The organism is Microbacterium sp. USHLN272, assembly GCF_037149655.1.
Lineage (GTDB): Bacteria > Actinomycetota > Actinomycetes > Actinomycetales > Microbacteriaceae > Microbacterium > Microbacterium galbinum.
In genome coordinates this window covers 859,879-886,538 of record NZ_JBBCRA010000001.1, presented here as the reverse complement: position 1 = coordinate 886,538, position 26,660 = coordinate 859,879, and the positions used below count along the sequence as shown (strand labels likewise).

Below are 26,660 nucleotides of genomic sequence, written 5' to 3'. Positions count from 1 at the left end.
TAGGCTGGTGGGGTGTCGACCCTCACTGATCTCGCCCATGCCCAGGGCCGTCTGAACGACGGCGATGTCGAGTGGCTGCATCGCCTGGCCGGGGACGGTCAGCTGCTCGCCGATCTCTCATCGGCCGACATCGTCGTCTGGGTGCAGACCGACGACGGCTCCTTCATCGCGGTGGCCCATGCCCGCCCGAGCGGCGCGGCGACTCTCTTCTATCGGGACATCGTCGGGGAGCGCGTGCGTCCGCAGTGGCGTACCCAGGTGCAGGGGGCGTTCGACACCGCGGAGATCGTGGACTCGTCCTCACCCGATTGGTTCGAGGAGACGCCCACGCGGGTGCGCGCCGTGCCGATCGTGAACGCGCGGCGCTCGGGCGACGTGCCACCGTCCGTCATCGGTGTCGTCACCCGGCACACGAACCTCGGTGAGGCGCGCACGCCCTCCCGTCAGCAGATCACGTTCGACGACTGCGCCAACGATCTGTTCCGGATGATCGCCGACGGCAGCTTCCCGGATCTCGCGGCTCCGACCTCGCCGCGCCGCGGCGCTCCCCGTGCCTCGGACGGTCTGATCCGCATCGACGTCGACGGCATCACCACGTTCGCGAGCCCGAACGCCTTGTCCGCGTTCAACCGCATGGGATTCGACGACGAGCTCGAGGGCGAGTCCCTCGCCGAGGTGACCACACGTCTCGTCCCACCGTCCCGGCAGGTCGACGAGTCGCTCCCCGTCGTCGTGACCGGACGGGCGCCGTGGCGCACCGACATCGAGGCGCGCGGGGTGACGGTCTCCCTCCGAGCGATTCCGTTGAAGGATCACGGCACGCGGATCGGCGCGATCCTGCTCTGCCGCGACGTCTCGGAGCTGCGTCATCAGGAGCAGGAACTCATCACCAAGGACGCGACGATCCGCGAGATCCATCACCGCGTCAAGAACAACCTGCAGACGGTGGCCTCCCTGCTGCGCATCCAGGCGCGCAGGACGCACTCCGACGAGGCCAGGGATGCGCTCACCCAGGCGATGCGACGCGTCGACGCGATCGCGGTCGTCCATGACACGCTCGCCCAGGGACTGACCCAGAAGGTCGACTTCGACGAGGTCTTCCATCGCGTCCTCAAGCTGGTCGCCGAGGTCGCCTCCGCTCCGAACACACGGGCGCAGACGCAGTCGACCGGTCGGTTCGGCGTGCTGCCGAGCGAGTACGCGACCCCGCTGGCGCTCGCGCTCACCGAGGTCGTCACCAACGCCGTCGAGCACGGGCTCGCGGGCCAGGAGGGCCTCGTCACGATCGACGCCGCACGCACCGAGGAGAACCTCCGGGTCACGGTGCACGACACCGGACACGGGCTGCCGGAGGGGCGGATCGGTCAGGGCCTCGGCACGCAGATCATCCGCACGCTCATCCAGGGCGAGCTCGGCGGCACGATCGAGTGGCGCGGCAGCGAGGGCGAGGGGACGTCCGTGGTCATCGACATTCCGCTGCGGTGGTTGCAGAAGTGAGCCCTCGGGGGAGCTGAGGGCACGCGAAAGCCCCGCCGGAAGAGGAGTTCTCGACGGCGGGGCTTCGTGGTGCGTCAGGAGGCGCGGCGGGCGCGTGCGGCGCGGCGCTTGAGGGCGCGGCGCTCGTCTTCGGAGAGGCCGCCCCAGACACCCGAATCCTGGCTGGACTCGAGTGCGTACTGCAGGCAGATCTCGGTGACCGTGCAGGTGGCGCAGACGGTCTTCGCCTTCTCGATCTGGTCGACGGCCGGGCCGGTGTTGCCGACCGGGAAGAACAGCTCGGGATCGACGGTCAGGCAGGCGGCTTTGTCGCGCCAGTCCATGGGGGCTCCTCGGTGTGGATTTCAGAATCGCGATGCGATGTCTCGATTCGGGTGACGGCTCGGGATCCGTTACCCTGTGTGAGATGCGGACGGTTGCCCGCGAAGTGTGATGCGGGCAGAGAGCCCGCCCCACGCCGCTGTGGGAGCACATGACTGTTTCTATTGTGTTACAGGAAACCTTCGAAATCAAGGCTTTTTGCCATTCACTCTCGATTCCCAGGAGACTCCGTGCGCGCACCCGGACTCGCCCTCGCCGCCGCGGCGGTGCTCGCCGCCGAGGGGGCCGCTCTCGTGGTCTTCGCCCTGATCGAGCTGATGGGGATCGGTGCCGGCGACGCGGCATCCGTGCCCACGGCTGTCGCGCTGATGGTGCTCACCCTGATCGGTGCGGCGGCGCTCTTCGCCTTCGCCTGGGGTGCGCGCGCGGGGCGCTCGTGGGCGCGATCCGGGGGCGTGGTGTTCCAGATCCTCGCGGTCGTGATCGCTCTCGCGTCACTGACCCTGCAGCCCATCCCGTGGGCGTTCGTGCTCGGGGCGGGTCTGCCGGGACTGCTCGGGTTCGTGCTCCTCATCGCGAGCACGCGGCGCGAGGCCGAGTTGCACGAGAACGACGGGCCCGCGGGCGACTGACGCGCTTCAGGCGTCGATGCCGAGCAGCTTCCTCAGCCGGGCCACGTGTCCGGTCGCCTTCACGTTGTAGAGGGCGTGCGCGATCACGCCGTCCTCGTCGATGACGAACGTGGAACGGATGACGCCTTCGATGACCTTGCCGTAGTTGACCTTCTCGCCCCAGGCGCCGTAGGCGCTGTGCACGGCATGTTCGGGGTCGCTCAGAAGAGTGAAGGTCAGGCCGTCGCGCTCGCGGAACGCCGCGAGCTTCTTCGGCTCGTCGCGCGAGATGCCGATCACGCGGTAGCCGGCACCCTGGAGAGACGAGATGCTGTCGCGGAAGTCGCACGCCTGCGTGGTGCAGCCGGGGGTCATCGCGGCCGGATAGAAGTAGAGCACCGTCTTCTCGCCGCGCAGGTCGGAGAGCGAGACGCTCGTACCGTCCTGGTCGAGAAGGGTGAAATCGGGGGCGGGCGTTCCGGCTTCGAGGCGCTGAGTCACCCGTCCAGTTTATCGGCCGGTCGCCTGCTCCGCCTTGTCGGCGAACGTCTGCAACAGGCGTTGCAGAGAGTCCAGTCGGGCGAGGCCGGTCTCGCTGAGTTCGCCGCGCTCGGCCGCCTCGATGAGGGCGCAGTCCGGCGCATCGGCGAGGTGCGTGCATCCGCGCGGGCAGTTCTCCGCGATCTCGGCGAGTTCGGTGAAGGCCGCGAGGATGTTCTCGGGCTTCACATGCCCGAGCCCGAACGATCGCACACCGGGGGTGTCGATGACCCATCCGTTGCCGGTCGGACCCTGGTAGCGCAGGGAGACCGTCGACGACGATGTGTGCCGACCGCGTCCCGTCACCTGGTTCACATGCCCGGTCGCCCGACCGGCGGTGGGGACGAGCGCGTTCACGAGCGTCGACTTGCCCACACCCGAGTGACCGACGAACACCGTGGAGTGCCCGACCAGCGCGGATCCGATCTCGTCGATCGGCATGACGTCCTGGGCGCTGGTGAAGACGGTCAGATCGAGTCCGTCGAAGTGCGACAGGAAGTGCGCGGGGTCTGCCAGATCGGTCTTCGTCACGACGAGGAGCGGGCGGATGCCGGCATCGAGGGCGGCGACGAGATAGCGGTCGACGAGGCGTTCGCGGGGTTCCGGATCGGCGGCCGCGACGACGATGAGCATCTGATCGGCGTTCGCGACGATCACGCGCTCGACCTGATCGGTGTCATCGGCGCTACGACGCAGGAGCGACGTGCGATCGACGATCCCGACGATGCGGCCGAGCGTGCCGTCCTCCCCGGAGAGGTCGCCGACGACGCGCGCCCGGTCTCCCGTGACGATGGGGTTCCGGCGCAGTTCCCGCGCACGGGCGGCGGTGATCGTGCGCTCGGTCGGGGCGTCCTCGTCGAGCAGCACGGAGTAGCGGCCGCGATCCACGCCGAGCACACGTCCGATCTCGGCATCCTCGTGCGCAGGCCGACGCTTGGTGCGGGGCCTGTTCGCCTTCGGATTGGGGCGCGAGCGGATCGCGCTCTCGTCGTAGTCCTCGAAGTCGTCCTCGAGGTCGTCGTCGCCGTCGAGCCAGCTCACGCGGCCGCGCCTCGCAGCATCCGCTCCCACAGCAGCGTGAACTCGGGCAGCGTCTTCGCGGTGGTGCCGATGTCGTCGATCTCCACTCCCGGCACGCGGAGCCCGATCAGGGCCCCGGTGGTCGCCATCCGGTGGTCGTGGTGAGCGGCCCAGGTGCCGCCGTGCAACGCGCGGGGGATGATCCGCAGACCGTCGGGGAGTTCCTCCGCCTCGCCGCCGAGCGCGCGGAGGTTGCCGATGAGAGCGGCGATCCGATCGGTCTCGTGCAGGCGGATGTGACCGATCCCGCGGATCGTCGTGGGGCCGTCGGCGAAGGCCGCGAGGCCGACGAGGGTCGGGGTGAGTTCGCTCGCCGCCGACAGGTCGAGGTCGAGGCCGCGGATGACGTCGCCGGAACGGACGGTCAGGGCTCCGCCGTGCCGGCTGGTGTGGGCACCCATCGCCTGGAGGATCTCGGGCAGCAGCGCTCCGGGCTGGGTGGAATGCGCCGGCCAGCCGGTGATCGACACCGCCCCTCCGGTCACCATCGCCGCCGCGAGGAACGGGGCGGCGTTGGAGAGATCCGGTTCGATGGCGATCTCCTTGGCGCGCGGAACACCGGCTTCGACGAGCCATTCCCCGGTCGCCGGACGTTCGATGCGGATGCCGCGACGGCTGAGGGCCTCGATCGTCATGTCGATGTGGGGGAGGCTCGGCAGGTGCTCTCCGGTGTGCACGAGGTGCAGGCCGACGTCGAAGCGCGGAGCGGCGAGCAGCAGACCCGAGACGAACTGGCTCGAGGCGGAGGCGTCGATCTCGACGCGTCCACCGCGGATGCGTCCGTGCCCGCGGATGGTGAACGGCAGCGCCCAGGTGCCCTCGTCGTCGATGTCGACCCCGAGGTCGCGGAGAGCGCTGATCAGCCCGCCCATGGGGCGGTGCAGGGCATTCTCGTGCGCGGTGAGATGCACGTCGTGGGCCGCGAGGCCCGCGAGGGGCGCGATGAACCGCATGACCGTGCCGGCCTGGCCGCAGTCGACCGTGGTGCCCCCGGAGAGCTTCGCAGGGGTGACGACGAGGTCGGGTCCGAACTCGCCCCCGGCATCCACCTCCTCGATGCCGACGCCGAGCGCACGCAGCGCGTCGACCATCCGGCGGGAGTCATCGGAGTGCAGTGGACTGATCAGACGACCGGGGCCGTCGGCGATCGCGGCGATGATGAGCTCCCGGTTCGTGAGGGACTTCGAGCCGGGGATCGTCAGCGTCGCGTGGATCGGATCGTCGAAAACCGGCGCGGTGTAGGCGCCCGTGACGGGGGGAGGGGAATACCTGTTGGCGCTCATCGGTTCCACCTTAGTGAACGGCGGCGTACCCGCCGAGGAGGAGAGCAGGATGCTGGCGACCTTGGAGCGTGGGTCGGTGGACATCAGCGGCCTAGACTGGCCCGTGATGGATGACACCGCAACCGCAGCGACCTCGAGCGACTCTCAGCGTGAGTTCGAGGAACAGGCGATCCCGTTCATGGATCAGCTGTACGCCGCCGCCATGCGCATGACGCGCAATCCCGCTGACGCCGCCGACCTCGTGCAGGAGACGTTCGTGAAAGCGTACGGCTCGTGGGCGACCTTCTCGCAGGGGACGAACCTCAAAGCGTGGTTGTACCGGATCCTCACGAACACGTACATCAACATCTACCGCAAGAAGCAGCGCGAGCCGTTCCAGGGCACGATCGACGAGCTCGAGGACTGGCAGCTGGGCGGCGCGGAATCGACGACCGCGTCGCACAGCAGGTCTGCGGAGGCCGAGGCGATCGATCACATGCCGGCGTCCGTCGTGAAGGACGCCCTGCAGGCGGTCCCCGAGGACTTCCGGTTGGCGGTGTACCTCGCGGATGTCGAGGGCTTCGCCTACCAGGAGATCGCCGACATCATGAAGACCCCCATCGGCACCGTGATGAGCCGTCTGCACCGTGGCAGACGGATGCTGCGGGAGCTGCTGGCAGATTACGCCGCGGAGCGGGGCATCGCCGCGGCTGAGAAGAGGAGCGGGAAATGAGCGACTGCGGTTGCGACAAAGCGCGTCAGGATCTGGAGGAGTACCTCCGCAACGAGGTGTGCAAGACCGAGCACACCGAGATCCGAGAGCACCTCGAGAACTGCCCGTCGTGCCGCGATGAGGTCCTCGTGGCGAAGACGCTCACCGAGGTCATCGCGCGCGCCTGCAAGGAGACCGCTCCCGAGGAGCTGCGCGATCAGGTGTTCGCCCGCCTGCGTGAGGCGCAGGCCGCGCAGCACTGACATCTCGGGATCCGATGTCGTCAGCCACCCGTAGGGTGGAGGCATGACGCTCATCGACGCCCGCGACATTCCCGCCGACGCGACCTCCCGCGACCGACTGAACGGTTCGGGTCTCGATTATCGCGTGGTCGATCTGAGTGACGACGCGGCCGCGACGCCCTTCCTCCGCGCGGTCGGTCGCGGATTCCTCGGTGAGGAGTCGACCCCCGAGGCGCTCGCCCACAGCCGGGAGACCGTCGCGCAGCGTCGGACGACCGGGGTCTTCGAGACCGAAGCGGCCTCCGGCGACCTCCCGGTCGCGACCATCGACTCGTGGGTGACGCCCCTGACGGTGCCCGGGGGAGCGGAGATCGGGATGTGGGCGATCAGCGGGGTGACCGTCGCCGCCACGCATCGGCGCCGGGGCATCGCTCGTTCCCTCCTCGAGGGAGAGCTGCGCGCCGCCCACGGCGCGGGGATCGCGATCGCCGGGCTCACAGTGTCGGAGGCCACCATCTACGGCCGCTACGGCTTCGGGTCGGCGTTGCCGGCCGTGCGCTTCACCGTCGACACCCGGCGGGCGGGATGGGGCGGGCACGAACCGTCCGGACGCCTGGAGTACCGTGAGCGCGCGCAGCTCGTCGACGATCTCGCGACGGTCCACGAACGGGCCCGTCGCACGCGCGCCGGCCGCATCGCCGGGTGGGCGGGGCGATGGGAGCAGTTCGCCGGTACCGCCCCGGGCGAGACCGATCGCGACAAGGTGCGCGGTGTGCGCCACGTCGATGCCGACGGCGAGACCCGCGGTGTGCTCGTGTACACGGTGACCGATCGCAGCGGCAGCTTCCGATTCGGCCTGAACGTGCGGATGCTGGTGGCCGAGACCGCGGATGCCCGTGCAGCGCTGTGGCGGTTCGCCCTGCAGCACGACCTCGTCGACGAGGTCACCGCCGACCTGCAGACGGCGGATGACCCGCTGCCGTGGCTGGTGGCCGATCAGCGTGGCGTCGCGCAGGAGGTGCACGATCACGGCTGGCTGCGAGTGCTGGATGTCGCTCGAGCACTGATCGCGCGACAGTACTCGGTTCCGGTCGATCTGGTGCTCCGCATCCACGACCCCCTCGGCTTCGCTGCGGGGGACTGGCGACTCCACGTCGATGTCTCGGGCGTGGCGACCGTCGAAGCGGCGGAATCCGCCGCACCGGATGCCGTCCTCGGCGTCGCCGCTCTGTCGTCGCTGTACGCGGGGGCGGTGCGCGCGACCGCGCTCGCCGGAGCGGGCCTCATCGATGCCGAGGCATCCGTCGTCGACCTCCTCGACCGTGCCTTCTTCACGTCTCCCGCGCCCTCGCTCGACATCTGGTACTGATCGCGCGGAGCGTACGCAGAAGGGCCCCCGCCCCGCGGGGGGGGCCCTTCTGCGTACGAGTGAACGTCAGGCCGTGGTCAGCGCTTCGCGCAGGAGCGTGGCCTGCTCTGCGGCGTGCACCTTCGACGACCCGGTCGCGGGCGACGCCGACGCGGCGCGAGCGACGGGTCGGAATGCGCGGTCCCCGGGAACGTCCGCGAAAGCGAGTGCCAGGAACGGCCAGGCGCCCTGGTTCTCCGGCTCCTCCTGCACCCACACGAGCTCGGCGTTCGGGTACGAGTCGGTGATGGCCTTGAGCTCGTCGATCGGCGTCGGGTAGAGCTGCTCGAGACGCACGAGCACCACCTCGGGGTTCGGGTTCTTCTCGAGCTCGGCGCGCAGATCCCAGTGGACCTTGCCCGAGTGCACGAGCACGCGCTTGACGGCGCTGCGGTCGAGAGCGCGGTCGTCGTCGATCACCGGCTCGAAGCGCCCCTGCGTGAACGCCTCGACGGGGCTGGTCGCGCCGCGCAGACGCAGCATGGCCTTCGGCGTGAAGACGATCAGCGGCTTGCGCGGACGGGCGTAGGCCTGACGGCGCAGCAGGTGGAAGTACGAGGCCGGCGTTGACGGACGTGCGACGATCATGTTCTCCTGGGCGCAGAGCTGCAGGAACCGCTCGATGCGTGCCGACGAGTGGTCGGGCCCCTGGCCCTCATAGCCGTGGGGGAGCAGCAGGGTGACGCTGGACTGCTGGCCCCACTTTTGCTCGGCGGCCGAGATGTACTCGTCGATCACGGACTGGGCACCGTTGACGAAGTCGCCGAACTGCGCCTCCCAGAGGACGAGGGCCTCGGGGGCCTCGACCGAGTAGCCGTACTCGAATCCGAGCGCCGCGTACTCGCTGAGCAGGGAGTCGTAGACGAAGAAGCGGCCCTGGGCGTCGGAGAGGTTGGAGAGCGGCAGCCACTCCTGGCCGTTCGCACGGTCGTGGAGAGTGGCGTGGCGCTGGACGAACGTTCCGCGGCGCGCATCCTGACCCGCGAGACGCACCGGGGTGCCTTCGACGAGGAGCGATCCGAACGCGAGCAGCTCGCCGAAGCCCCAGTCGATGCCGCCGTTGCGGCTCATGTCGAGACGCTTCTCGAGCAGCTGCTGGATCTTCGGGTGCACGGTGAAGCCCTCGGGCTTGTTCACGAACGCATCGCCGATGAGCTGGATGACCTCACCCGCGACACCCGTGACATCCGGTGCGCCGACCTGGCCGTCGACCGGCGGCAGCTCGGGCGCGATCGGCGTGGCCCCGGTCTCGGCGGCATGCGTCTCGGCGAAGGCGATCTCGAGCCGGTTCTGGAAGTCGGCCTTGGCCTCGTCGTACTCCTGCTCGGTGATGTCACCGCGACCGACGAGCGACTCGGTGTACAGACGGCGCACGGAGCGCTTGGCCTGGATCAGGTCGGTCATCAGAGGCTGCGTCATCGAGGGGTCGTCGCCCTCGTTGTGACCGCGACGGCGGTAGCAGACGAGGTCGATCACGACATCGCGGTGGAAGCGCTCGCGGTACTCGAAGGCGAGCTGCGCGACGTGGATCACGGCTTCGGGGTCGTCGCCGTTCACGTGGAAGACCGGCGCCTGGATGGTCTTCGCGACATCCGTGGCGTACACCGAGGTGCGGCCGTCGTTCGGGGTCGTGGTGAAGCCCACCTGGTTGTTCACCACGACGTGGATCGTGCCACCGGTGCGGTAACCGCGCAGCTGCGACATCTGCAGGGTCTCGACGACGACGCCCTGACCGGCGAAGGCCGCGTCGCCGTGCACGAGGATCGGCAGCCAGGCGAACGTGCCGATCGGCTTGCGGTCCTGCTTCGCGCGGACGATGCCCTCGAGCACGCCGTCGACGGTCTCGAGGTGCGAGGGGTTGGCGGCGAGGTAGACCGGGAGCTCCGATCCGTCGTCGGCCACGAAGGTGCCCTCGGTGCCGAGGTGGTACTTTACGTCACCGGAACCGCGCTGGTTGCCCGGGGTCTGGGTGCCCTCGAACTCCTGGAACACCTGGCCGTAGGTCTTGCCGGCGATGTTCGTGAGCACGTTGAGGCGGCCGCGGTGCGCCATACCGATGGCGGCGCCCTCGAGGCCGGCGGTCGCGGCACCCTGGAGGATCTCGTCGAGCAGCGGGACGAGCGACTCGCCGCCCTCGAGCGAGAAGCGCTTCTGGCCGACGAACTTCGTCTGCAGGAACGTCTCGAACGCCTCGGCCTCGTTGAGCTTGCGGAGGACCCGCAGCTGCTCGTCGTGGCCGGGCTTCTGGTACTTGACCTCGACCTTCTCCTGGAACCAGCGGCGCTGCTCCGGGTCCTGGATGTGCATGTACTCGATGCCGAGCGTGCGGCAGTACGAGTCGCGCAGGACTCCGAGGATGTCACGCAGCTTCGCGACGCGACGTCCGCCGAAGCCACCGGTGACGAACTCGCGGTCGAGGTCCCAGAAGGTGAGCCCGTGGCTCTCGATCTCGAGGTCGGGGTGCGAGCGCTGGCGGTACTCGAGGGGATCGATGTCGGCCATGAGGTGGCCGCGGACGCGGAAGGAGTTGATGAGCTCCTGCACGCGGGACTGCTTGTCGACACGCTCGGCGAGGTCGACGGCGATGTCGGGGTTCCAGTGGATCGGCGCGTACGGGATGCGCAGCGCCGCGAAGATGTCGTCGTAGAAGCCGCGCTGCCCGATGAGGAGCTCGTGCACCTTCTTGAGGAACTCGCCCGATCCCGCGCCCTGGATGACGCGGTGGTCGTAGGTGCTGGTGAGCGTGATCGTCTTGCCGATCGCCAGCTCGTTGAGCGTCTTCTCGCTCGCGCCCTGGAACTCGGCCGGGTACTCGAGTGCCCCGGCGCCGATGATGCAGCCCTGGCCCTTCATCAGACGCGGGACGGAGTGCACCGTGCCGATGCCGCCCGGGTTCGTGAGCGAGACCGTCGTGCCCTGGAAGTCGCCGGCGGTGAGCTTGTTGTTGCGCGCGCGGGTGACCAGGTCCTCGTAGGCCGAGAGGTACTCGGTGAAGGTCATGGTGTCGGCGCGCTTGATGCTCGGCACCATGAGGGCGCGCGTGCCGTCGGGCTTCGGCAGATCGATCGCGATGCCGAGGTTGACGTGCGCGGGGGCGACGACGGAGGGCTTGCCGTCGACCTCGGCGTAGAACACGTTCTGGCTGCGGAACTCGTCGAGCGTGCGGATGAGCGCCCAGCCGATGAGGTGGGTGAAGCTGATCTTTCCGCCTCGGGTGCGCGCCATGTGGTTGTTGATGACGATGCGGTTGTCGATCATCAGCTTGGCGGGGATGGTGCGGACGCTTGTCGCGGTGGGGACGGTGAGCGACTCGTCCATGTTGGCCGCGAGGGTCTTGGGCATGCCCCGGAGGACGGTGACCTTGTCTTCCTCGGCCTCGTCCGCGGGGGCCGGGGACGGGTCCTTGGCGGCGGGCTTGGGCGCCTGCGCCGGGATCGGAGCCGCCGCTGCCGGCTTCGCCGTCGTGCGCGCCACGGGCTGCGAGCCGATCACGGGGATCGGAGCCGTCACCGGGTGGGCGGGCTGCTCGGCCGCCGGGCTGCTGGCGGGGGCCGTCGCACCGGCGTTTTCGGAGTGGTACTTCTCGAGGATCGGCCACCATTCCTTGTCGACGGAATCGCGGTTCACCTTGAACTGCTCGTAGAGCTCTTCGACGAGCCAGGAATTGGCTCCGAACCCCCCGTCGCCCCCGACGCCGGTCACCTGGTTCGACACGCTCGATCGCCCTCTTTCATCGCTGAAGATTCACAGTGCTCGCGGGACGCAGGATGCGCCCAGGTCCGCACACTCTCGATCGACAAGCCTAACGTGTTTCCCGGTGCGAATCTTCGACGCCATGCCCAGGGAGTGCTCGATCTCGATACCGTGGAGTCATGGAGTTCTCAGGTGCGCAGCCGACCGTCGATCTGACCTATTCCGACGTGTTCCTCGTGCCGCGACGATCGTCGGTCACCAGCCGGCTCCAGGTCGACCTGGCGCCGCAGGACGGCACGCCCACGACCCTGCCTCTCGTGGCGTCGAACATGAACTCCGTGACCGGGCCGCGCCTGGCCGCGGTGATGGCGCGACGCGGAGGTCTCGGGGTGCTGCCGCAGGACATGCCCCTCCAGGATCTCGACGCCGCGATCCGCGATGTGAAGGCGCAGCCGGTGCTGTGGGACACGGCTCTCGTCCTGCCGCCCCACGCATCGGTCGCCGACGCCCTCCGGCTCCTTCCCGCCGCGCCGGGGCACGGGATCGTGGTCGCGCACGGTGCCGCGCCGATCGGCGTCGAGGACATCCTCGGCATCCTTCCCGCGAATCGGCTGGCGACTGCTCTGCCGGACGCGCAGCTGGGCGACCTCGTGCACCGGGGGACGCCGTCGATCGACGCCGACGACATCGGATCCGAACGGCACGCCTTCGACGTGATCACCGAGGCCGGCGCCGAGATGGTCACGGTCGTGCATCACGGGCATCTCGTCGGGACGCTGAGCGCGCGCAGCGCCCTGCGCTCCACTCTCTACCGACCCGCGCTCGATGCCGACGGGCGGCTCACCGTCGCCGCGGCGGTGGGGATCAACGGCGACGTCGCCGCGAAGGCGACCGCGCTCGCAGGTGCCGGGGTCGACGTGCTCGTGCTCGACACGGCGCACGGCCATCAGGACGGGATGCTGCGCGCCCTGCGCACCGTGTCCGATCTGAACCTCGGGCTCCCCATCGTCGCCGGGAACATCGTGACCGCCGACGGCGTGCACGATCTCGTGGATGCCGGAGCCTCGATCCTCAAGGTCGGCGTCGGCCCGGGCGCGATGTGCACGACCCGCATGATGACCGCGGTCGGCCGACCCCAGTTCTCGGCGGTGCTCGAGACGGCTCAGGCGGCCCGCGAACTCGGTGCGCACGTCTGGGCGGACGGAGGGGTCCGGTACCCGCGCGACGTCGCCCTGGCGCTCGCCGCGGGCGCGGCATCCGTGATGATCGGCTCCTGGTTCGCCGGGACGATCGAGGCTCCGGGCGAGTTGCAGCGCGACGCCGAGGGGCGCATCTTCAAGGAGTCCTGGGGGATGGCGTCGACCAAAGCGGTGCAGGCCCGCTTCGGCAGGCTCGACGCCTACGAGCGGGCGCGCAAGGAACTCTTCGCCGAGGGCATCTCCTCGTCAAAGATCTACCTCGATCCGCTGCGGCCGGGCGTCGAGGACCTGCTCGACATGATCACCTCGGGCGTGCGCTCGTCGTTCACCTACGCCGGAGCATCCTCCGTCCCGGAGTTCCACGATCGCGCGCTCGTGGGTCTGCAGTCGGCCGCGGGCTACGAAGAGGGCAAGGCGCTGCCGGTGAGCTGGTAGCGGAATCGCGCGCGGGTGACGCGACCGCGCGCGAGCGCATTCGGTAGAATCGTCCACACTATGGACGACCCTCCCAGTTGCAGTAGATCGCCCCACCGTCCCCCTCTCCCACCGGAGAGGAACCTCTGATGGACTACGTCATGTTGGGCGTGGGGCTCCTGCTCACGATCGGCACCGGTCTGTTCGTCGCGAGCGAGTTCGCACTGGTCAATCTCGACCGCGCGGATCTCGAAGCGCGACAGGCGCGTGGTGAATCCCGACTCGCCCTCACGATCGGTGCTCTCAAGCACACCTCGACGCATCTCTCGTCGGCTCAGCTCGGCATCACGCTCACGACGCTGCTGACCGGTTACACGATGGAGCCGGCGCTGTCGAACCTGCTGCGGCCGACGCTCGTCGCCTGGCACATTCCGGAGCCCGCCGTCGCGCCCATCGCCACCGTCGTCGCGATGTTCGTCGCCACGGTGCTGTCGATGATCCTGGGCGAACTCGTGCCCAAGAACTTCGCGCTCGCCCTGCCGCGCGCCACCGCCAAGCTCGTGGTTCCGTTCCAGGTCGCTTTCACCACCGTCTTCAAGCCCGCGGTCGTCGTGCTCAACGGCAGCGCCAATGGCGTGCTGCGCAGCATGGGCATCGAGCCGAAGGAAGAACTCTCCGGGGCGCGCAGCGCCGAGGAGCTCTCCTCGCTCGTGCGCCGATCGGCGAGCGCCGGTGTGCTCGAAGCCGACACCGCGACCCTGCTCGACCGCACCCTGACGTTCTCGCGCCTCACGGCGGCGGACGTCATGACCGCACGCCCGAGCATGCACGCGATCGCGGCCGGGGATTCGGCGGACGACGTCATCCAGCTCGCCCGTCGCACGGGGCACAGCCGGTTCCCCGTGTACGACGACGATCTCGACGACATCATGGGGGTCGTGCACCTGAAGGCAGCGATCTCGGTGCCGCGCGACCGTCGCACCGAAGTGCCGGTCGGCGCGCTCGCGACCGACCCCCTGCGCGTTCCCGAGACCGTGCATATCGACGGTCTCATCTCCGAGCTCCGTGCCCGGGGCTACCAACTCGCGGTCGTCGTCGACGAGTACGGCGGGACCGCCGGTCTCGTCACCCTCGAGGATCTCGTCGAGGAGATCGTCGGCGAGGTGTCGGACGAGCACGATCGCACGCGCGCCGGCGTGATCCGCGGGCGCGACGGCCTCACCTTCCCGGGCGAACTGCGCCCGGACGAGCTGCGCAGCCGCGCGGGGATCGACGTGCCGGAGGGCGATGTGTACGACACGGTCGGGGGCTACGTGATGAGCGTCCTCGAGCGCGTCCCCGCGGTCGGCGACGAGGTGTCGCTCGACAGCGGCATGCTGCAGGTGGTCCGCATGGACGGCCGCCGGGTGGACCGCATCCGCTTCGTTCCGAGACCCGTCGATGCGGATGAGGAGGTGACCCGATGAGCGATTGGGGAGGACTCGCCTGGCTCGTCGTGCTGCTGGTCGCGAACGCTTTCTTCGTCGGCGCGGAGTTCGCGGTGATCTCGGCACGCCGCTCGCAGATCGAGCCGCGTGCCGAACAGGGATCGCGCGCCGCGAAGACGGCGTTGTACGCCATGGAGCACGCGACGCTCATGCTCGCGACCTCGCAGCTGGGCATCACCATCTGCTCGCTCCTGATCCTGAACGTCTCGGAGCCCGCGATCCACCATCTCCTGGCCGTGCCGCTGCACGCGCTCGGGTGGCCCGACGGCGCCGTCGATGCGGTCTCGTTCACCATCGCCCTGCTGATCGTGTCGTTCCTGCACGTGGTCTTCGGCGAGATGGTTCCGAAGAACCTCGCGTTCTCGGTGCCGGACCGCGCCGTGCTGATCCTCGCGACCCCGCTCGTGTGGGTGTCGAAGGTGTTCATGCCGGTGATCTGGCTGCTCAATGCGGCCGCCAACGGTGTGCTGCGACTCTTCCGCGTCGAGCCCAAGAACGAGGCGGCTTCGACGTTCACGCTCGAGGAGGTCGCGACGATCGTCGATCAGTCGCGCCGCGAAGGGGTGCTCACCGACACCGCGGGGACCGTCGCCGCCGCCGTCGAGTTCACCGACAAGAAGGCGCGCGATGTCGCGGTCCCGCTGGGCGACCTCGTCACGCTGCCGGCCACGACGACCCCCGACGACATCGAGAAGGCGGTCGCGCGGTACGGGTTCTCCCGCTACGTGATCGTCGACACCGAGGGTGCGCCGATCGGCTACGTGCACCTCAAGGACATCCTCCGAGCTTCGGATGGCCCGGATGCCGAGGTGAAGATGGTCGAGCCGCTTCCCGCCAAGCGCATCCACCACATGGTGCCCGTGCAGGAGGACACCGACCTCGAGGACGCCCTCGCGGTCATGCGCCGCGCCGGCCGTCACCTGGCCAAGGTGCGCGATGCCCGGGGCGAGACCACGGCCGTGCTCTTCCTGGAGGACATCCTCGAGGAGCTGGTCGGAGAGGTGCAGGACGCGACGCGTCGCGTCCGCGGGCACTGATGATGCACACGAAGGCCGCCGACCCGATCACGGGTCGGCGGCCTTCGTCGTGCGCGGATCGGCCGCGGCGTCTCAGCGCCAGCGCGCGCGGTCGTACTGCGGGGGCCAGGCGACGTCGACACCGAGATCGTGCGCGGCGCGCAGGCCGAAGTGCGGGTCGCGCAGCCACTCGCGTCCCGCGAAGATCGCATCCGCGGCGCCGTCGGAGAGCACCTGCTCCGCCTGCTCGGCGGCGGTGATCAGCCCGACCGCCGAGACCGGGATGCGACCGCCCTGGCGGACGGTCTCGGCCAGCGGCACCTGGTATCCCGGGAACACGCTGATCTGCTGGTGGGCGACGAGACCGCCACTGGAGACGTCGATGAGGTCCGCGCCGTGCGCGGTCGCCCATTCCCCGACCTGCGTCGCCTCGTCGGCGGTGAATCCGCCCTCGGCGTGATCGGTGGCCGAGATGCGCACGAACACGGGGACTCCGGGACCCGCGACGTCGCGCACCGCATCGAGGATGCGGAGCAGCAGGCGGGCGCGGTTCTCGAGCGAGCCGCCGTAGTCGTCATCACGCCGGTTCGACAGCGGCGAGAGGAACTGGTGCACGAGGTAGCCGTGGGCACCGTGGATCTCCAGCACGTCGAACCCGGCGTCGAGCGCGCGACGGGCGGCGTCGGCGAAGCCGGAGACGACGCGTTCGATCCCCTCGGCATCGAGGGCCTCGGGCTCGGCGAATCCCTCGAACGCGAGGGCGGACGGCGCGGTCGTCGTCCAGCCGCCGTCGGTGACCGGAACCGATCCGCGCAGCTCCGCCCAGGGCCACCAGGTCGAAGCCTTGCGGCCGGCGTGGGCGAGCTGGATGCCCGCGAGCGAGCCGCGCTCGTGGATCGCCCGGACGATCGGCACCCACGCATCGCGCTGCTCGTCGTTCCAGAGTCCGACGTCGCGCGGTGAGATGCGGCCCTCGGGAACCACGGCGGTCGCCTCCGCGACGATCAGACCGGCGCCGCCGGAGGCGAACTGCGCCAGATGCGTGTGATGCCATTCCTGCACCACACCGTCGATCGCGCTGTACATGCACATCGGCGACACCCAGAGACGGTTGGAGAACTCGACGGAACGGATGCTCAGGGGAGAGAAGAGAATGCTCACCGTTCGACGCTACCGCCGCTCGCACGGCCCGAGGGCCGTCGCACTAACGTGGAGTCATGGTCGAGGTTCGCGAGTGGTCCCGCAGCGATGCGGCGCGGTTGTTCCGGGTGCCGTCAGCCGACGACGACAAGTACTCGCGCGGTGTCGTGGCGCTGCGCACCGGCTCAGCGGCATACCCCGGCGCGGCGGTGCTGGGCGTCGAGGCCGCATGGCGCGCCGGCGCGGGGTTCGTGCGCTTCGTCGGCGACGGCCGGGTGTCGGACGCCGTGCTCGCTCGTCGTCCCGAGACGGTGACGGGGAGCGATGTCGGGCGCACGCGGGTGGACGCCTGGGTGATCGGGTCGGGGACGGATGCCGCGCATCGCAGCGCCGACGAGGAAGCGGCGCTGCGCGCCCTGCTGACCGGGAGCACCCGAGTCGTGGTCGACGCCGGCGCACTCGACCTCGTCGATCGCCCGACCGCTCCTGTACTGCTGACGCCCCACGCGGGGGAGTTCTCGAAACTGCGTGCGCGCCTGCGTCTGGCCTCTGCCGAGGAAGATCGCGCCGGCGGCGCCGCCGAGGTCGCTCGTGCGCTCGGCGTCACCGTGCTGCTGAAGGGCGCACGCACACTGATCGCGACGCCCGACGGGGGAGCGATCGCCGTCGCGGCGGGGACCGGCTGGCTCGCCACGGCGGGCACGGGCGATGTGCTGGGCGGAGTGCTCGGTGCGTTGCTCGCCGCGAACCCCGGTGCTCCTCTGGAAGAGGCCGCCGCCGCGGGAGCGTGGCTGCACGGCTACGCCGCACGGATCGCCTCCGGGAGCGCGAACGGTGAGGCGGGGCATCCGATCGTCGCGTCGGACGTCGCGCAGGCCCTGCCGCGCGCGATCGCGGACGTGCTGGCGTGAAGCAGGGCGCGGAACGACTCATCGCGCTCTGGGTCGTCTTCGTCGCGGTCCATGCCCTGACCGCGTGGCTGGGGTGGGTTTACCCGAGTCAGCCGATGGGCGATGTGGTGCTCGTCTACGAACCCTGGGCGACGGCGGCGGCGAGCGGCGGACCGATCGTCGGGATCACCGAGACCTGGGTGTACCCGCAGCTCGCCCTCGCGCCGATCCTCCTGGTGAAGGCGATGGCGGTCCCGTTCGTCGGACTCCTCGGCGTCTCCGGGGCATATCTCGTCGCCTGGGCGATCCTCGTGACCGCTCTCGACGCGCTCGCCTTCGCCGTGCTGCTCGGGCGCTCGCCGTCGGCACCGCGTCGCACCGCCGCATGGTTCTGGAGCGCCGCCCTCCTGCTGCTGGGGCCGATCGCGCTCTACCGGCTGGATGCCGTCACCCTGCCCATCGTCGTGATCGCCGGTCTCTGGCTCGTCTCGCGTCCCGCGCTCGCCGCAGCCCTCTTGACGATCGGCGCGTGGATCAAGATCTGGCCCGGAGCGGTGCTGCTCGCGGCACTGATCGCCGGGCGCCGTCGGCTGCGCATGATCATCGCGGCTCTGGTGGTGACGACGGCCGTCATCGCCGGTCTGCTGCTGCTCGGAGCGCACGAGCATCTCTTCGGCTTCCTCACCGAGCAGGGCGGACGCGGTCTGCAGATCGAGGCGGTCGCGGCGACGCCTTTCCTGTGGGCGGTCCCCGGCGGATCCGCGGGCATCGAGTACAGCTTCGACATCCTCACGTTCCAGGTCGCCGCTCCGGGCGCCGACGTCGTCGCCGCGGCGCTCTCCGGAGTCATGGTCGCGGTGGTCGCCGGCATCCTCGCGCTCGCGGGTTGGAAGGCGATGCGCGGGGCCGCGTTCGCCCGGCTGCTTCCACCGCTCGCGCTCTCGCTTGTGGCGGCGCTCATCGTGACCAACAAAGTCGGCTCCCCGCAGTTCCAGGTCTGGCTGATCGCGCCCGTGATCCTCTGGCTCGTGTTCGACCGGGCGAGGGCGGTCCTGCCCGCGGTCGTGGTGCTTGCGCTCTGCCTCCTCACCTGCCTCGTCTATCCGCTCGGCTACGACGCGCTGCTGCAGGGACAGGTCCTGCCGATCGTGGTGCTGTCGGTGCGCAACCTCCTGCTCGTCGTCCTCCTCGTGATCGGCATCCGAGCCGTCGTGCTCACTCCCGTCGACGGCGAGGGCCGGAGCCGGAGCCTATGATGCATCGTGTGGCAGCAGCGGCCGCGCAGGTCCTCGCCTCGATGCTCGGCTCGGACCCCGCCGGCCGAGAAGTCGCTCCCACCGCCATCGAAGAGACACGAGGTTCCCCATGCTGATCGCCTTCTCCGTCGCTCCCTCCGGCACCGGCCGCGAAGACGGCTCCGTCCACGTCGCCGTGGCCGCCGCCGTGCGCGTCGTCCGCGAGTCCGGGCTGCCGCACCGGACGACGAGCATGTTCACCGAGATCGAGGGCCCCGACTGGGACAGCGTGATGGACGTCGTCAAGCGCGCCACCGAAGCGGTCATGCCCTTCGGCTCGCGCGTGTCCTTGGTGCTCAAGGCCGATATCCGCCCCGGCTTCACCGGCGAGCTCGACGGCAAGATCGAGCGTCTCGAGCGTGCGATCGACGAGGCCGAGTAGAACGCACACGTCGTTCAGGCGTGCATGCGCGCGCCCTTGAGCATGCGGTCGACGGCGTTGCGCGGACCCCGCAGCGCGAGCCCCACGAGATCGAGGTCGGCCGTTGCGACGGCCGCGACGGCGGCGCGATTGGCATCGTCGTGCCCTGTCGCGAAGAGCTCGCGGGTGTAGACCGCGAGCGCGACATCGTCTCGGGCGGAGGCCCGATCGCGAACCGAGCGCAGGAGATCGGAGTTCCCGGTCATGACGAGCACGGGCTGACGCAGCATCGGCAGATACGTCGTGCCGTCGCGGTCGCGGTAGGGTCCGCCGGTGAGATCGGGGGCACTCACGGTGATGCCGGAGATCAGGAAAGCGGTCACGTTGAGCTCCTGCCAGGCGGCGAGGTCTTCGCCGAGGAGGACGACGACCTTCGTGTCGAAGCGGGCGGTCTTTTCAGCGGGGATGCTCGTCGGCAGTGCGGTGGTCATGTATCCACGATCGCGCCGGAAGCCCGCGGCGTCTTGTACGTTTCTTGCATGGTCGATCGCGTGCACGCCTGGCATCCCGAGGTGCCCGCGGTGCGGGAGGTGTATCACGCCTCCTTCGAGCACGCCTACCCGCTTCACGCCCACGACGTCTGGACGGCGATGCTCGTGGACGAGGGAGCGGTCGCCTACGGTCTCGATCGTTCGTCGCACATCGCCGCGCCGGGTGCGGTGACGCTGCTGCCCCCGGGCGTCCCGCACGACGGGCGTTCGACCGTGGACGGTCGCATCTATCGCAAACGTGTCGTGTACTTCGATCCGGCGTGGCTTCCCGCCGAGGCGGTGGGCAGGTCGGTCGTGCACCCGACGGTGCGCGACCCGCGAGCGACGGCGGCGGCGCGACGCATCCACGCCGCACTCGCCCTGCCCGGTGACCTGCTCGCCGCCGAGCAGTGGACGCTCGCGCTGAGAGGGCGCATCCTCGCCCATCTCGGGTCATCGACCGTTGCCGCTCGAGACACGCCGCTCGCTCGCCGCCTCCGGGCGCTCATCGACGATCGTTTCACGGAGTCCTTCACCCTCTCCGAGATCGCCACCGCATGGGGAGCGCATCCGAGCCATCTGACGCGTTCCTTCACGCGCACGTACGGCATCGCGCCGCATCAGTACGTGCTGAGCCGACGCATCGATCTCGCGCGAAGGCTCCTGGTCGACGGCATCCGACCGTCCGACGCCGCGGCGCAGGCCGGGTTCCACGATCAGGCCCATCTCACGCGACACTTCCGGCGCGTGCTCGGGACGACCCCCGGTGCCTTCGGGCCGTCGGCGGGCCGGTAGGCTGGACCGGTGAATCCCTCGACTGAATCGAGGGGTGCGGCGAAGAGGGCGCTCCTCTCTCTCGCCATCGGCAGTTTCGGCATCGGCATGACCGAGTTCGTCGTCATGGGCCTGCTCCCGAACATCGCCTCCGACCTGCTTCCCTCCCTCTGGGCCTCGAGCCAGGAGGATGCGCTGAGCCAGGCCGGATGGCTCATCTCGCTGTATGCGCTCGGCGTCGTGGTGGGCGCGCCGACCATCGCCGGTTTCGTCGCGCGCTTCCCGCGGCACCGCGTCATGATCGTCCTGGCGATCGCGCTCACGGTCTTCAACGCCCTCACCGTGGTGCTGCCGACGTTCGAGCTGGTCGGGGCGTCGCGCTTCCTCGCCGGCCTCCCGCACGGGGCCTACTTCGGCATCGGCGCTCTCGTCGCGGCCGACGTCATGGGGCCGGGCAACCGCGCCAAGGGCGTCGCCTTCATCCTCACCGGCCTTACGGTCGCGAACGTCGTCGGGGTTCCGCTCGGCACGTTCCTCGGCCAGGCCTGGGGATGGCGCGCCGCGTTCGGCGTCGTCGCCCTCGTCTTCGCCCTCGCGACGATCTGCATCGTGTTCTTCGTGCCCGAGCACCCGGGTTCCCCCGGCCGGACGATGCGTCAGGAACTGGGCGTCTTCCGCATCCGGCAGGTCTGGTTCACGCTGGGCATCGGCGCGATCGGCTTCGGCGGGTTCTTCGCCGTGTACAGCTACATCGCCCCGTTAGTGACCGAGGTGGCCGGGTCACCGGAGTGGGTGGTGCCGATCGTTCTGGTGCTCATGGGCATCGGCATGACGGTCGGAAACCTCGTGGGCGGTCATCTCGCCGACATCGATCTGCGGCGCACGCTGCTGTTCGGACTCGCGGCGATGGCGGTCGTCTTCGCCCTGCTCGCCGTGTTCTCGTTCTGGATCATCTCGCTGAGCCTGCTGGTGCTCATCGTCGGCTTCGTGTCGTCGGTGCTGAGCCCGACGATCCAGACCCGTCTCATGGACGTCGCCGGAGACAATCAGTCGATCGCCGCGGCCATGAACCATTCGGCGCTGAACATCGGCAACAGCCTCGGGGCGTTCCTGGGTGGCGTCGTGATCGCCGTCGGCTGGGGCTTCACGGCTCCCGCGTGGACCGGCACCGTGCTCGCGATCGCCGGTCTGCTGATCGCGCTGCTCTCGTACCGCGTCGAGGCTCGTCGCTCCGCTGCCCTGGTGGGCGCATCGTCGTAGGGTGAGGGGATGCTCACCCCCGATGCTCTTCCGGTGGCCGGAACGGCCGTGCTGGTGCGTGACTCGACCGGCGGCGTCGAGGTGCTGATGATCCGTCGGCCCGAGCGGGGTTCCTTCGCGGACGCGTGGGTCTTCCCGGGCGGAAAGGTGGAGGAAAACGATCGGAGACACGGCTCCGCGGAGATCGACGAGGCGCGACGCGCCGCCATCCGAGAGACGCAGGAGGAGGTCGGCCTCGAGATCTCCGGTCTGTCGGCGTTGTCGCAGTGGCATCCGCCCGCCGAGGCGCCCACGCGGATCCGGACGTGGTTCTTCCTCGCTGCGGCACCGGATGCCACGCCCGTCCCGTCGCCCGACGAGGTCGTCGAGTACGCCTGGACGACCCCGGCACAGGCGCTCGAACGGCACGCGACGGGGGAGTGGACTCTGTTTCCGCCGACGTGGATGACACTCCACGGTTTGATCGCGGTCACCGACGCCGCTTCCGCGCTCGCCGCGCCGTCGACACCGGCCCTGTTCCGAACGCGCGTGATCCCGACGGATACCGGGCGCGACTTCGCCTGGGAGCAGGGGCGTCTGCTGACCGGGGGACTCCCGTGGCGGTTCGTCGAGGAGTGCGCCGGCGAGTGAGCCGTCGGGGCGTCAGCTGTCGAGCAGTCGCCGCAGGTGAGCGCCCACGGCCTCGTTCTCGATGAGGAACCCGTCGTGCCCGAAGTCGCTGTTCAGCACGACCGCGTCGTGGCCGTCGAGGGTGTTCGGGATGCTCCGGGCGATGCGGTGCTGGCCATCGACCGGGAAGAGGCGGTCGCTGTCGATCCCCAGCACGAGCGTCGTCGCGGTCACGGTGCGCAGAGCCTCCTCCACGCCGCCGCGGTCGCGCCCGACGTCGTGCGAGTTCATGGCCTCGACGAGCGTGATGTAACTGTTCGCGTCGAAGCGGCGCGTGAACTTGTTGCCGTGGAAGTCGAGGTATGACTCGACGGCGAAGCGCCCGCCGTGCCCGAGCGGTGAGACCCCCGACTGCCAGGAGCGCTGGAACCGCTGATTGAGCTCGATCGGGCTGCGGTAGTTCAGCAGAGCCATCCGTCGGGCGAGGGCCAGACCCCGGTGCGGGCCGTCGCCGTCGCCGAGGTCGTAGTACTCGCCGCCCTGGAACCGCGGATCCATGCGGATCGTCTCGAGCTGCACGGTGTTGAGCGCGATCTGGTCGGCGGTGGTCACGGGAGGCGACGAGAGCACGGCGAGCCGTTCGACCCGTTCCGGATGCGTCACCGCCCACTCGAGCGCGTGCATACCGCCCATCGAGCCGCCGATGACCGCGGCCCACGTGTCGATGCTCAGGGCATCGGCGAGGCGCACCTGAGCGGCGACCTGATCGCGGATCGTCAGGTACGGGAAGCGCGAGGCCCATTCGTAGCCGTCGGGGGCGACGCTCGCGGGTCCGGTCGAGCCCTGGCAGCCGCCGAGCATGTTGGGGGCGACGACGAACCAGCGGTCGGTGTCGAGGGGCGCGCCGGGACCTGTGAGCTCTTCCCACCATCCGGCGGTCGGATGCCCCGCACCGGCCTCGCCGCGCACGTGGCTGTCGCCGGTGAGGGCGTGCAGCACGAGCACCGCGTTGTCGCCCGCGGCGTTCAGCTCGCCCCACGACTCGTAGGCGATCCGGATGCTGGGGAGCTCGGCCCCGCTCTCGGTCCGGAATACGCCGGACCGCGCGAAGCGGCGTCCGCCCACGGGGTCGCCGTCGCGCCAGGCACCGGTCGCCGGAGGTCGCGCGCGGAGGAGCCGGACGTCGGCCTCCGTCACGAGCGCCGAGGGCACCGTGTCTTCAGAGGTCGTCTGCCAGTCCATGCTTCCATTCTCGCGTGACCTGCGGGTCGGGCGGCGAACGTTACGCCGTCGGAAGACACGGATGCCCCGGACTCCGGGAGTCCGAGGCATCCGTGGTGGACGAATCGTCAGGCGCGAGCGGCCTCCGAGACGCGACGGGCAGCGGCCAGGGCCTGGTCGAGGTCGGCCTTGAGGTCGTCGACGTTCTCGATGCCGACCGAGAGGCGCACCAGGCCGGGCGTGACGCCCGCCGTGAGCTGCTGCTCGGGGGTGAGCTGCGCATGTGTGGTCGATGCCGGGTGGATGACGAGCGAGCGCACGTCGCCGATGTTCGCCAGGTGGCTGAACAGCGAGAGGCTGTTCACGAACTCGCGACCCGCCTCGACACCGCCCTTCAGCTCGAACGACAGCACCGCTCCGACGCCCTTGGGCGCGTACTCGTTGGCCTTGGCGTACCAGGGGGAGGACGGCAGCCCCGAGTAGTTGACGGTCGCGACGTCGTCGCGTCCGTCGAGCCACTCGGCGATCTCCTGCGCGTTCTGCACGTGGCGCTCGATGCGCAGCGACAGCGTCTCGACGCCCTGGATCAGGTTCCACGCGCTCTGCGGGGCGATCGCGGATCCGAGGTCGCGGAGCAGCTGCACGCGGGCCTTGATGATGTACGCGAGCGGGTCGCCGACCGCGGTCGTGTAGCTGGCCCCGTGGTACGAGGGGTCCGGAACGGTGAGCCCCGGGAACTTCTCGACGTTCTTCGACCACTCGAACGAACCGCCGTCGATGATCACGCCGCCGATCGTCGTGCCGTGGCCGCCGAGGAACTTGGTGACCGAGTGGATCACGATGTCGGCGCCGTGCTCGAACGGACGGATCAGGTACGGGGTGGCGATCGTGTTGTCGACGATGAGCGGCACACCGCTGGCGTGGGCGACGTCGGCGACGGCGCGGATGTCGAGGACGTTGATCTGCGGGTTGCCGATCGTCTCGGCGAAGAACAGCTTGGTGTTCGGGCGGACGGCGCGGCGCCATTCCTCGGGGTCGTCCTGGTTCTCGACGAACGTGACCTCGATGCCGAGCTTGGCGAGCGTGTACTTGAAGAGGTTGTAGGTGCCGCCGTAGATCGAGCTCGAGGCGACGAAGTGGTCGCCGGCCTCGGCGATGTTCAGGATCGCGAAGGTCGATGCCGCCTGGCCGCTCGAGAGCACCAGTGCTCCCGTGCCTCCCTCGAGGGCCGCGAGGCGCTGCTCGAGGACGTCCTGCGTCGGGTTCTGGATACGGGTGTAGATGTTGCCGAACTCGGCCAGGGCGAAGAGGTTCGCCGCGTGGTCGGCGCTGTCGAACACGTACGACGTGGTCTGGTAGATCGGCGTGGCACGCGCCTTCGTCACCGGGTCGGGCGCAGCGCCGGAGTGGATCTGCTTGGTCTCGAAACGCCAGGTCTCGGGTGCGGACATGTTGTTCCCCCTGGAACGATCGATGGTCGGATGGCGGATGCCGTTTCAGCGAGAGTACGGAATGTTCCCTCCTGTCAACAATGAGTGGGAAATGTGACGTAACAGTCCCGATCGGCGAAAAACCGCGGAACATCGTACGGTGGAGGCATGGTGAACAGACGTGCAGTTGTGACGGGAGCGAGCTCGGGGATCGGGGCGGCGACGGTGCGGGAGCTCCGCTCGCGCGGATGGGACGTCGTGGGCGTCGCCCGGCGGGAGGATCGCCTCACCGCCCTCGTGGCCGAGACCGGGGCATCCGCCATCGCCTGCGACCTGACCGACTCCGCCGCCGTCGATGCCCTCATCGCCGAGCTGGAGGCCAGCGGCCCCGTGCACGCGCTCGTGCAGGTGGCCGGGGGAGCGCGCGGGACCGACCGCATCGAGGATGCCTCGGTCGAGGACTGGCAGTGGATGTTCGACGCGAACGTGCTCTCGACGCAGCGGCTCGTGAAGGGCCTGCTTCCGCTGTTGCGCCGCGCCGCAGCAGCCGACGGCCACGCCGACACGGTGTTCGTGACGTCGACGGCGGCCCAGACCGCGTACGCGGGCGGAGCCGGGTACAACGCAGCGAAGGCCGCCGAGGCGATGCTCGTCCGGGTGCTCCGTCAGGAGCTGAACGGCGAGCCGATCCGCGTGGTCGAGGTCGCCCCGGGAATGGTGCACACCGAGGAGTTCACCCTCAACCGTCTCGGCGGGGACTCCGTCGCAGCCGAAGCCGTCTACGCCGGGGTCGAGGCTCCGCTCGTCGCCGGAGACGTCGCCGACGTCATCGCCTACGCGCTCGATGCGCCGGGGCACGTGAACCTCGACCTCGTCACGATGCGTCCGGTCGCGCAGTCGGCTCAGCACCTGCTGGCGCGCGGACCGCTGCGCGTGCGCTCCGCCGAATGACGATGGCCCGCACCCTCGCCGAGCTCGCCGCGGATGGCGAGATCGACCCGGGATGGGCGGAGGCGCTCGCGCCCGTGCAGCACGACATCACCGCCCTGGGCGAGCGTCTGCGCGGCGAGGTGCAGGCGGGGCGCGGATACCTTCCGGACGGCGCGAACGTGCTCCGGGCGTTCCGGCGACCGCTCGCCGATGTGCGGGTTCTCATCACCGGTCAGGATCCCTATCCGACCCCCGGTCATCCGATCGGACTCTCGTTCGCGGTCGACCGCGACGTGCGGCCGCTGCCGCGCAGCCTCGCCAACATCTACCGCGAGCGGGAGAGCGATCTCGGCATCCCGCCCGCGCCGCACGGCGACCTCTCGGCGTGGAGCGATCAGGGGGTGCTGCTGCTCAACCGGGTGCTGACCGTGCAGCCGGGCGTGGCGGGCTCGCACCGGCGGTGGGGGTGGGAGAAGGTCACCGAAGCCGCGATCCGGGCGCTCGTCGCGCGCGACCGCCCGCTCGTCGCGATCCTGTGGGGCAAGGACGCCGAGAACCTGCGTCCGCTCCTGGAGGCGACGCCGATCATCGCGTCGGCCCACCCCTCGCCGCTGTCGGCGCGTCGCGGTTTCTTCGGATCCCGCCCGTTCTCCCGCGCGAACGAGCTGCTCGAGGGCCTGGGAGCGGCGCCGATCGACTGGCGGGTAGAGGGCGAACGCCCCGGATCCCTAAGCTGAT

The 26,660-nt window shown here is 69.7% G+C and carries 25 protein-coding genes; 16 read left to right on the top strand and 9 right to left on the bottom strand.

What is annotated here, in order from left to right; translation table 11 throughout:
- Positions 1-12 precede the first annotated feature (12 nt).
- On the top strand, positions 13-1,497 hold the full coding sequence (locus WFJ97_RS04450) for a sensor histidine kinase (protein WP_247622853.1): 1,485 nt from the start codon (positions 13-15) through the stop codon (positions 1,495-1,497).
- Between the two features lie 74 nt (positions 1,498-1,571).
- On the opposite strand, the gene WFJ97_RS04445 is transcribed toward WFJ97_RS04450, so the two are convergent.
- Positions 1,572-1,820: a WhiB family transcriptional regulator gene (locus WFJ97_RS04445; protein ID WP_028503730.1), complete on the bottom strand. Its 249-nt coding sequence runs from the start codon at positions 1,818-1,820 to the stop codon at positions 1,572-1,574.
- 228 nt (positions 1,821-2,048) lie between these two features.
- On the opposite strand from WFJ97_RS04445, the gene WFJ97_RS04440 reads away from it, so the two are divergent.
- Entirely contained in the window at positions 2,049-2,450 is a 402-nt protein-coding gene (locus WFJ97_RS04440; protein WP_336640600.1) for a hypothetical protein, read from the top strand.
- A gap of 6 nt (positions 2,451-2,456) precedes the next feature.
- Here the strand turns inward: WFJ97_RS04440 and bcp are convergent, their stop codons facing one another.
- Genes bcp through aroA form a run of 3 tightly spaced genes read right to left on the bottom strand, consistent with a single transcriptional unit; the run spans position 2,457 to position 5,332 of the window.
- Positions 2,457-2,930, bottom strand: a complete 474-nt coding sequence (gene bcp / locus WFJ97_RS04435; protein ID WP_336640599.1) for a thioredoxin-dependent thiol peroxidase — start codon at positions 2,928-2,930, stop codon at positions 2,457-2,459.
- A gap of 9 nt (positions 2,931-2,939) precedes the next feature.
- The gene (gene rsgA, locus WFJ97_RS04430) at positions 2,940-4,010 is read right to left on the bottom strand and encodes a ribosome small subunit-dependent GTPase A (RefSeq protein ID WP_336640598.1); all 1,071 of its coding nucleotides are present in this window, start codon (positions 4,008-4,010) and stop codon (positions 2,940-2,942) included.
- Positions 4,007-5,332, bottom strand: coding sequence for a 3-phosphoshikimate 1-carboxyvinyltransferase (aroA, locus tag WFJ97_RS04425; protein WP_336641855.1), 1,326 nt, complete (start codon positions 5,330-5,332; stop codon positions 4,007-4,009). The genes rsgA and aroA overlap by 4 nt, the downstream gene beginning before the upstream one ends.
- Positions 5,333-5,381: 49 nt before the next feature.
- On the opposite strand from aroA, the gene WFJ97_RS04420 reads away from it, so the two are divergent.
- The 3 genes from WFJ97_RS04420 to WFJ97_RS04410 are packed head-to-tail and all read left to right on the top strand — an operon-like array spanning position 5,382 to position 7,634.
- A complete protein-coding gene (locus tag WFJ97_RS04420) occupies positions 5,382-6,044 on the top strand; it encodes a sigma-70 family RNA polymerase sigma factor (protein WP_281731228.1) in 663 nt (220 codons plus the stop codon).
- Positions 6,041-6,286, top strand: a complete 246-nt coding sequence (locus WFJ97_RS04415; protein WP_247622847.1) for an anti-sigma factor family protein — start codon at positions 6,041-6,043, stop codon at positions 6,284-6,286. The genes WFJ97_RS04420 and WFJ97_RS04415 overlap by 4 nt, the downstream gene beginning before the upstream one ends.
- 43 nt (positions 6,287-6,329) lie before the next feature.
- Positions 6,330-7,634 (top strand): GNAT family N-acetyltransferase, encoded by a 1,305-nt coding sequence (locus WFJ97_RS04410; protein ID WP_336640597.1) that lies wholly within the window; start codon positions 6,330-6,332, stop codon positions 7,632-7,634.
- Between the two features lie 66 nt (positions 7,635-7,700).
- Here WFJ97_RS04410 and WFJ97_RS04405 read toward each other — a convergent pair whose 3' ends face one another.
- Positions 7,701-11,387: a multifunctional oxoglutarate decarboxylase/oxoglutarate dehydrogenase thiamine pyrophosphate-binding subunit/dihydrolipoyllysine-residue succinyltransferase subunit gene (locus tag WFJ97_RS04405; protein ID WP_336640596.1), complete on the bottom strand. Its 3,687-nt coding sequence runs from the start codon at positions 11,385-11,387 to the stop codon at positions 7,701-7,703.
- 158 nt (positions 11,388-11,545) lie between these two features.
- On the opposite strand from WFJ97_RS04405, the gene WFJ97_RS04400 reads away from it, so the two are divergent.
- The 3 genes from WFJ97_RS04400 (at position 11,546) to WFJ97_RS04390 (ending at position 15,503) form a co-directional block, all read left to right on the top strand.
- The gene (locus WFJ97_RS04400; RefSeq protein WP_336640595.1) at positions 11,546-13,000 is read left to right on the top strand and encodes a GuaB1 family IMP dehydrogenase-related protein; all 1,455 of its coding nucleotides are present in this window, start codon (positions 11,546-11,548) and stop codon (positions 12,998-13,000) included.
- 128 nt (positions 13,001-13,128) lie between these two features.
- A complete protein-coding gene (locus WFJ97_RS04395; RefSeq protein ID WP_247622843.1) occupies positions 13,129-14,445 on the top strand; it encodes a hemolysin family protein in 1,317 nt (438 codons plus the stop codon).
- Positions 14,442-15,503: a hemolysin family protein gene (locus WFJ97_RS04390; protein ID WP_247622842.1), complete on the top strand. Its 1,062-nt coding sequence runs from the start codon at positions 14,442-14,444 to the stop codon at positions 15,501-15,503. Before WFJ97_RS04395 ends, WFJ97_RS04390 begins: the two co-directional genes overlap by 4 nt.
- 72 nt (positions 15,504-15,575) lie before the next feature.
- Here WFJ97_RS04390 and WFJ97_RS04385 read toward each other — a convergent pair whose 3' ends face one another.
- On the bottom strand, positions 15,576-16,643 hold the full coding sequence (locus tag WFJ97_RS04385) for an NADH:flavin oxidoreductase/NADH oxidase (RefSeq protein ID WP_336640594.1): 1,068 nt from the start codon (positions 16,641-16,643) through the stop codon (positions 15,576-15,578).
- Between the two features lie 56 nt (positions 16,644-16,699).
- On the opposite strand from WFJ97_RS04385, the gene WFJ97_RS04380 reads away from it, so the two are divergent.
- The 3 genes from WFJ97_RS04380 (at position 16,700) to WFJ97_RS04370 (ending at position 19,189) form a co-directional block, all read left to right on the top strand.
- On the top strand, positions 16,700-17,533 hold the full coding sequence (locus WFJ97_RS04380; RefSeq protein ID WP_336640593.1) for an ADP-dependent NAD(P)H-hydrate dehydratase: 834 nt from the start codon (positions 16,700-16,702) through the stop codon (positions 17,531-17,533).
- Positions 17,530-18,768: a hypothetical protein gene (locus tag WFJ97_RS04375; RefSeq protein ID WP_336640592.1), complete on the top strand. Its 1,239-nt coding sequence runs from the start codon at positions 17,530-17,532 to the stop codon at positions 18,766-18,768. The genes WFJ97_RS04380 and WFJ97_RS04375 overlap by 4 nt, the downstream gene beginning before the upstream one ends.
- Positions 18,769-18,877: 109 nt before the next feature.
- A complete protein-coding gene (locus tag WFJ97_RS04370; RefSeq protein WP_336640591.1) occupies positions 18,878-19,189 on the top strand; it encodes a thiamine-binding protein in 312 nt (103 codons plus the stop codon).
- A 14-nt stretch (positions 19,190-19,203) separates the two neighbouring features.
- On the opposite strand, the gene WFJ97_RS04365 is transcribed toward WFJ97_RS04370, so the two are convergent.
- A complete protein-coding gene (locus tag WFJ97_RS04365) occupies positions 19,204-19,659 on the bottom strand; it encodes a DUF2000 family protein (RefSeq protein ID WP_336640590.1) in 456 nt (151 codons plus the stop codon).
- A gap of 48 nt (positions 19,660-19,707) precedes the next feature.
- Between WFJ97_RS04365 and WFJ97_RS04360 the strand changes: the two genes are divergently transcribed.
- From WFJ97_RS04360 to WFJ97_RS04350, 3 genes are read left to right on the top strand one after another with little or no spacing between them, the layout of a single operon-like run.
- Complete coding sequence (locus WFJ97_RS04360; RefSeq protein ID WP_247632472.1) at positions 19,708-20,493, top strand: helix-turn-helix transcriptional regulator; 786 nt, start codon at positions 19,708-19,710, stop codon at positions 20,491-20,493.
- Between the two features lie 9 nt (positions 20,494-20,502).
- Complete coding sequence (locus WFJ97_RS04355; protein WP_336640589.1) at positions 20,503-21,732, top strand: MFS transporter; 1,230 nt, start codon at positions 20,503-20,505, stop codon at positions 21,730-21,732.
- 9 nt (positions 21,733-21,741) lie between these two features.
- Positions 21,742-22,362, top strand: a complete 621-nt coding sequence (locus WFJ97_RS04350; RefSeq protein ID WP_336640588.1) for an NUDIX hydrolase — start codon at positions 21,742-21,744, stop codon at positions 22,360-22,362.
- A 12-nt stretch (positions 22,363-22,374) separates the two neighbouring features.
- On the opposite strand, the gene metX is transcribed toward WFJ97_RS04350, so the two are convergent.
- Positions 22,375-23,583: a homoserine O-acetyltransferase MetX gene (metX, locus tag WFJ97_RS04345; protein WP_336640587.1), complete on the bottom strand. Its 1,209-nt coding sequence runs from the start codon at positions 23,581-23,583 to the stop codon at positions 22,375-22,377.
- 107 nt (positions 23,584-23,690) lie between these two features.
- Positions 23,691-25,013, bottom strand: a complete 1,323-nt coding sequence (locus tag WFJ97_RS04340; RefSeq protein ID WP_247632468.1) for a bifunctional o-acetylhomoserine/o-acetylserine sulfhydrylase — start codon at positions 25,011-25,013, stop codon at positions 23,691-23,693.
- Between the two features lie 147 nt (positions 25,014-25,160).
- Between WFJ97_RS04340 and WFJ97_RS04335 the strand changes: the two genes are divergently transcribed.
- Positions 25,161-25,943 (top strand): SDR family oxidoreductase, encoded by a 783-nt coding sequence (locus WFJ97_RS04335; protein WP_247955949.1) that lies wholly within the window; start codon positions 25,161-25,163, stop codon positions 25,941-25,943.
- A 2-nt stretch (positions 25,944-25,945) separates the two neighbouring features.
- Positions 25,946-26,659: a uracil-DNA glycosylase gene (locus tag WFJ97_RS04330; RefSeq protein WP_336640586.1), complete on the top strand. Its 714-nt coding sequence runs from the start codon at positions 25,946-25,948 to the stop codon at positions 26,657-26,659.
- Position 26,660 lies beyond the last annotated feature (1 nt).